General features: G+C 68.9%; 6 protein-coding genes and 1 pseudogene. 1 reads left to right on the forward strand and 6 read right to left on the reverse strand.

From position 1 onward, the window contains the following. Positions 1-210, forward strand: a 210-nt coding sequence (locus tag VED21_RS34155) for a transposase domain-containing protein (protein ID WP_324890383.1), incomplete at its 5' end; no start/stop codon positions are given. A gap of 42 nt (positions 211-252) precedes the next feature. On the opposite strand, the gene VED21_RS34160 is transcribed toward VED21_RS34155, so the two are convergent. The 6 genes and pseudogenes from VED21_RS34160 to VED21_RS34185 form a co-directional block, all read right to left on the reverse strand. Further along, positions 253-2,361, reverse strand: a complete 2,109-nt coding sequence (locus VED21_RS34160) for a recombinase family protein (RefSeq protein WP_324890384.1) — start codon at positions 2,359-2,361, stop codon at positions 253-255. 438 nt (positions 2,362-2,799) lie between these two features. Further along, positions 2,800-3,081: pseudogene (locus tag VED21_RS34165) on the reverse strand (ATP-binding protein); the annotation flags it as partial. A 254-nt stretch (positions 3,082-3,335) separates the two neighbouring features. After that, positions 3,336-4,904 (reverse strand): IS66 family transposase, encoded by a 1,569-nt coding sequence (tnpC, locus tag VED21_RS34170; RefSeq protein ID WP_324890385.1) that lies wholly within the window; start codon positions 4,902-4,904, stop codon positions 3,336-3,338. Between the two features lie 70 nt (positions 4,905-4,974). After that, positions 4,975-5,328, reverse strand: coding sequence for an IS66 family insertion sequence element accessory protein TnpB (tnpB, locus tag VED21_RS34175; protein WP_324890386.1), 354 nt, complete (start codon positions 5,326-5,328; stop codon positions 4,975-4,977). Next, on the reverse strand, positions 5,325-5,684 hold the full coding sequence (gene tnpA, locus VED21_RS34180) for an IS66-like element accessory protein TnpA (RefSeq protein WP_324890387.1): 360 nt from the start codon (positions 5,682-5,684) through the stop codon (positions 5,325-5,327). Before tnpA ends, tnpB begins: the two co-directional genes overlap by 4 nt. Positions 5,685-5,709: 25 nt before the next feature. Further along, positions 5,710-6,045: hypothetical protein (locus VED21_RS34185; RefSeq protein ID WP_324890388.1), on the reverse strand; the 336-nt coding region annotated here is incomplete at its 5' end.

Here is a 6,045-nt window from a genome sequence, read left to right on the forward strand (position 1 = left end):
AAGAATGCACTGTTCGCCGGCAGCGACGGCGGCGGCGAGCACTGGGCGACCATCGCGTCGCTGGTGGAAACCTGCAAGCTCAACGGCGTCGATCCGCAGGCGTGGTTCGCCGACGTGCTGACCACGCTCGCCGGCGGCCACCCGATCACCACGCTCGATGAGCTCCTGCCCTGGGTCTATGCCCGGCAGGCGGAACCCGCCGTGGCCTGAGAACACCGCTTACCCAGCGTCATGGCTTGGCCGCCGAGTGTTTCATACTGCCGCCCTCCTTGATCGTCTGGTTCGTTTGACGCGTGCCCGCAATGCATCGAGTGTCTCGTCCGACATGGTGATCTGCCAGGGCTGACCTTTCGCGCGCTGCACGCCCGTCAGCAAGCCCACCTTCAGCCAGTCGAACACGGTCTGGGAGGTGACACCCACCGCCTTCGCCACGCCTTGGATCGAGTAGGTGCCATCCGGCCAGCGATCCGGATTCGGGGCAGTTCCGTTGATCTTGACCGTCGGAATGCCCCAACGCTTGCGAAGCAGGTGGACCAACTCGCCTCTGAACTGTGTTCCTTTTGCAGTCAGGAAACCTTCGGCATTCAGCGCCGCCGCGATCGCCGCGTCCATGTTGCCGGCGCCGTTCAGGGTGCGGATGCGCTGCTCGAGCCGGTCAAGGTCGGCATGCTGATCATAGCCGTGCACCCGGCGCCGCACCCAGTGCTCGCTGACCGCGCCGGTTTGCCAGACGATCCGCACGCTGAGCTGTCCTGGCCGGCACTTCTGATCAAGGATCACCTCCTCCACAACGAGCCGCAGGATGCGTTTGCGATCGGCGGCCGTCGTCGTGGCCGCGTGCCAGACACGCTCGATGTCCTGTCCCAAGGCCAGGATGATATCGCGGTCGGCTTCCCCGAGCGTCGGCGGCTGCTCCCGGCGCCAGTGATCATACTCTTGCTCGACGCGCTCCACGCTCCGCAGCGCTTCCTCCCAGGCCCGCTCCAGCGACCGTGCCACCAGCCGATTTTCCGGTTCGACTGCGTCGTATTGCCGGCGGGCGCGTTCCGCTTCGTATCGCGCCCGCTCGCGCCGGAGTGCCCATTGCCGCTCCAGAAGCCGGGCCTCCATTTCCAGCTCGCCCAATGCAGCAACGGCCACGGCGACCTTGTCCGGCTCCAACGCTTCCAGCAGCAGGCGTTCGACCTCAGCATCAACCCCAAGGGCACGCACCTCCTGGCACTGCGGCCCTTCGCCCCGCTGATGCTTGTCGGCGACGCAGCGGTAGACGGGATAGTCGCCGTCGGGTCCAGAGTAGCCCAGGGTCATGCGTCGACCACAGCGGCCGCAGACGGCGATGCCCTGGAGCAGGGCACGGCCCTTGCGCGGTGCGCCGTGACGGCCCGCTTCGTACCGGTTGAGGTTGTCCGACAGCCGCTTCTGGTTGGCCATGAACTCCTCCCAACTCACATAGCCGGGGTGGGCGTCGAGCAAACACACCGGCCACTCCGCCAACGGCACCGCGCTCGTTCCGCACCGGCCCGTGGCCGGATTGCGATGGGTGGGCTCCTGACGGCGCCGGCCGTAGACGTAGGCGCCGGCGTAGGCTGGGTTCTTGATGATATGCAGGACGCGGGCACTGTCGGCCGGCTTCCAGAGCACGGCATGCGGCGACGGCCCACGCAAGGGGCGAACCGGCAGCGATAGCCCCGCCCGCCGCAGATAACGCACCACGGCACGGGCTGTGCCCAGCTCGCGGAACTTGGCGAACACCAGACGAAGTCGCTCCTGCACCTCCTCATCCGGGTTGAGGATGATGGCGCCGCCACGCTCCTGGCTCAGGCCGGCCGGCAGCGGCAGGCGCAATTCACCGCGTGCGGCTTTCTGCTGTTCACCTTGATGGAGACGGACGCGGATCTGGTGCAGTTCCGCCTCGCTCATGATGCCCGACAGCCCCAAAAGCAGGCGGTCGTGATAGGCCATCGGATCATAAAGGCGCTCACCGTCGGCCAGCAGCACCCCGAACAGCGAGCAGAGTTCCAGAAGCTGGTGCCAATCCCGGTTGTTGCGGGCCAGCCGCGAGGCGTCGAGGCTGAGCACAAGGCCGGCCTTGCCGAGCCCGATCTCGGCGATCAGCCTCTGGAAACCTTGCCGGCCGTCGCTCGAGGCGCCCGAGCGTCCCAGGTCCTCATCGACCACCAGCACTCGGTCCCGGGGCCAGCCAAGCCGGACGGCGCGCTCGGCCAAGTGGTACTGCAACTCGGTGCTTTCCTGATGCTGGCGCACCTGACCGGCGGTCGATTGACGGATGTAGACATAGGCGAGCCTGGCGCGGTGCGCCGTCGTGACCCGCTCTTCACCGGCGAATGTCGCGTTCAGCATTGCGGATCTCCGGTGTGACGGGCGCCAGCATGTGACGGAGCAGCCCCGCCATCTCCAGGGCCAGATTCCGCCGCGTCTGGGGTGGGAGAGCCGGCCACAGCCGCGGCACCACCGAGGAAGGACAACTCGGCGCCATCGGTGTCTTCGCCATGAGGCGGGGTGGGTGAGAGGACCGTCGCATCGGAGGCCTCCTCCATCACCCCCGTCAACAGCCCCTGGATCAAATGTGCCAAGGGAAGCAGCGTCCGGACCGACACGCGCGGCATCGTGGGCGGCTTCTCCGGTTCGGCGGCCAAGTCGGTTGCTGCGCGGCGGACATGCCGGTGCCGGCCGTCGGCCAGCACAACCCTGACCCAATCGGGACCACGCGACGATCCAGCGGGATCCAGGGCAAGACGTTGACTGTAAAGGGAATGTCGCCGATCGGTGATCGTAACTTCAGAAACAAGCCGATCCAGCAGTGGGGCATTGTGCGGTGTTCGGGTCGCCGATGATCTCGTACCAGCGCTCCACCGGCACATGGCTGGTGATCAGCAGCGATCCGCTGCCGTAGCGGTCCTCCACGATCTCCAGCAGGTCGCGCCGCTGCTCGGCCGTCAGCGGCTCCGGGCCCCAGTCGTCGAGGATCAGCAGGTTCACCCGGGCCAGCGAGCGCAGCAGGCCGGCATAGCGCCCGTCGCCGCGCCCGAGCGCCAGGGTGGCGAACAGCCGCGGCGTGCGTTGGTAGAGAACCTAGTGGCCCGCACCGAACGGGCAGTTACGTTCTACAAAGGATGCTGGCAGGCTGCGGGGCATGGATGTCTCGCAGTGGGCCATTGACCTGAAGCTGGCTCCGGCCGACCGGGATCGGTTGCAGGGCCTCATCCGCAGCGGCAGCACGCCGCAGAAGCTGGTGCCGCGTGCCCGGATCGCTCTGCTGAGCGACGGCACGCGCCTGAACGGCGCCATTGCCCGGGAGGTCGTAAGCGGTGTTCTCAGGCCACGGCGGGTTCCGCCTGCCGGGCATAGTCCCAGGGCAGGAGCTCATCGAGCTTGGTGATCGGGTGGCCGCCGGCGAGCTTGGTCAGCACGTCGGCGAACCACGCCTGCGGATCGACGCCGTTGAGCTTGCAGGTTTCCACCAGCGACGCGATGGTCGCCCAGTGCTCGCCGCCGCCGTCGCTGCCGGCGAACAGTGCATTCTTGCGCGTCAGGGCCAGCGGGCGGATGCTGCGCTCCACGCTGTTGCTATCGATCTCCACCCGGCCGTCGTCGAGGAACAGCGTCAGCCCCTCCCAGCGGCTGAGCGCATAGCGGATCGCCTCGGCCAGCGTCGATTTGCGCGACACCGCCGCGAGCTGCTTCTCCAGCCACGTCTTCAGTTCGGCAATCAGCGGCGCCGAGCGGGCCTGCCGCTCCCGGCGGCGCGCCTCGGCGTCACGGCCGCGGATCTCCGCCTCCACCGCGTACAGCTTGGCGATGCGCAGCAGGGCTTCGCTGGCGATCGGCGCCGAGCCGCCGGTCTGGAGATCGTAGAATCCCCTGCGGACATGCGACCAGCAGAACGCGAGGCGCACAGACCCGGCCTCGGCCAGCTTGCGATACCCGGCATAGCCGTCGACCTGGAGCACGCCGGCGAATCCCCGCAGGTGCGCCACCGGGCGTTCCGCCTTGCGATCCGGGGCATAGACGTAGGCCACCGCCGGCGGCTCCGGTCCGCCCCAGGGGCGATCATCGCGCGCGTACGCCCAGAGCTGGCCGGTCTTGGTGCTGCCCCGTCCGGGGTCGAGCACCGGTGCCGTCGTCTCGTCGGCGAACAGCTTGCCCGAGGCTTTCAGGTTGGCCAGCAGCCGGTCGTGCAGGGGCCGCAGGTACCAGGCAGCCCGTCCAACCCAGTCGGCCAGCGTCGAGCGGTCGAGATCGACGCCCTGGCGCGCGTAGATCTGGGCTTGGCGATAGAGCGGCAGGTGATCGGCGTATTTGGACACGAGCACATGGGCGATCAGCGCCTCGGTGGGGATGCCGGCGTCCACGATGCGCGCCGGGGCCGCGGCCTGCACGACGCCCTCTTCGCAGCGGCGGCAGGCATACTTGGGCCGGCGGGTCACCAGCACCCGGAAGCGGGCCGGGACGAGGTCCAGACGTTGCGAGACATCCTCGCCGATGGCATGCAGCGCGCCGCCGCAGCACCGGCAGGTCTTGTCGGCGACATCGATGAGGATCTCCTCGTGCGGCAGATCGGCCGGCAGGTTGCCGCGGTTCACCGTGCGCCGCGCCGGCGCCGGCTTGATCGCCGCGGCGCCGGCGGGCTCGGCCTCCGTGGCGGCCAGCGTCTGCTCCAGGTCCTCCAGCGCCAAGGCCAACTGGTCCGGGTCAAGACGCTCGGCCCGGCGGCCGAAGCGATGGCGCTGCAGTTCCAGAATGATCTGGCGCAGTCGGGCGATTTCCTCCTCGGCCCGGGAACGCGCCGCCATCAGCTCCGCGGCATGCCGGGCGCGCTCGGCCAGCAACAGGGCGCGCCACTCGCCAGGATCGTTGGGCAGGAGGTCGGATGCGGTCGTCACGGTCACCAGCATAGCGGCGGCGCCCGCGGCCTTCGCCCCCAAAGCGGTTGCCGAGTCGCTGTGTCGCAGCTCAGCTTGCGGCGGTCGGCCGGGGCACCCGCACGCCGCGCACCCGGGTCCAGTCCAGACCCTCCACGAGCGCCGAGAGCTGAGCCGGGGTCAGGCGGATCACGCCATCGCGGATCGCCGGCCAGCGGAACTGGCCGGCTTCCAATTTCTTCGAGATGAGGACCAGGCCGGTGCCGTCCCAGTGCAAGAGTTTCACCCGGTCCGCTCGCTTGGCGCGGAAGACGTAGACGACACCGCTGAAGGGATCCGCCCCCAGTTGCTGCTGCACCAACGCGGCCAGCCCATCCATGCCCTTGCGGAAGTCGATCGGCTTGGCGGCGACCAGCACCCGTACCGGGCCCTCGATGCCGATCATCGCGTCGCCCTCACGGCGCGCAGCACCGCCTTGACGGTGGCGCTGTCCATGCCGGCGGGCACGCGCACCACCGCGTCGCCGATCTGCACCTCGATGGCCGGGGGCTCCTTCGGCATCGGCATGGTGGAGGACGGCATGGCGTCCAGCACCACCGGCGCGAACACCATGCCCTCGCCCTGGGCACGACTGGCGGCGCGCGCTTCCCGCCGCCAGCCGAACACCTGCTGGGGCCGCAGTCCATGACGCCGGGCCACTTCGGAGACGACGGCTCCGGGTGCCGCCGCCTCGGCCAGGATCCGCGCCTTCTCCTCCGGCGACCAGCTCCGGCGGCCCACATCGCTCGTGAGCACCTCCATGCGGCGCACCCGCACGGGCTCAGGGTCAAGCGTAAGGTCGAGCGTAGACACAAACCGTTCTCCCGATCATGCGATCCGGGAGACTCACCCCACAGCGACCGCGCTGGAAGGTGAGGCCAGAACACCGCTTACTCAGCGACATGGTGGCAAGGCCGATCACCGACCGCAGTTCGGGCGGCGTGAACATGCCTTCGAACAGGCTGATCCCGATGCCGGCTGCCGCCAGACCGGTGGCCGCGATGGTGATCCGGCGCACTAGAGCGCGGCCGCGGCCGGGGGTGATGCCCATCGTCAGGAAGAATGCGACGATACCGCCCGCGATGCTCAGGAGCGGAGCGGGAACGGCTCCGCGCCGGGCACG

The organism is Azospirillum sp. (assembly GCF_035627195.1).
Lineage (GTDB): Bacteria > Pseudomonadota > Alphaproteobacteria > Azospirillales > Azospirillaceae > Azospirillum.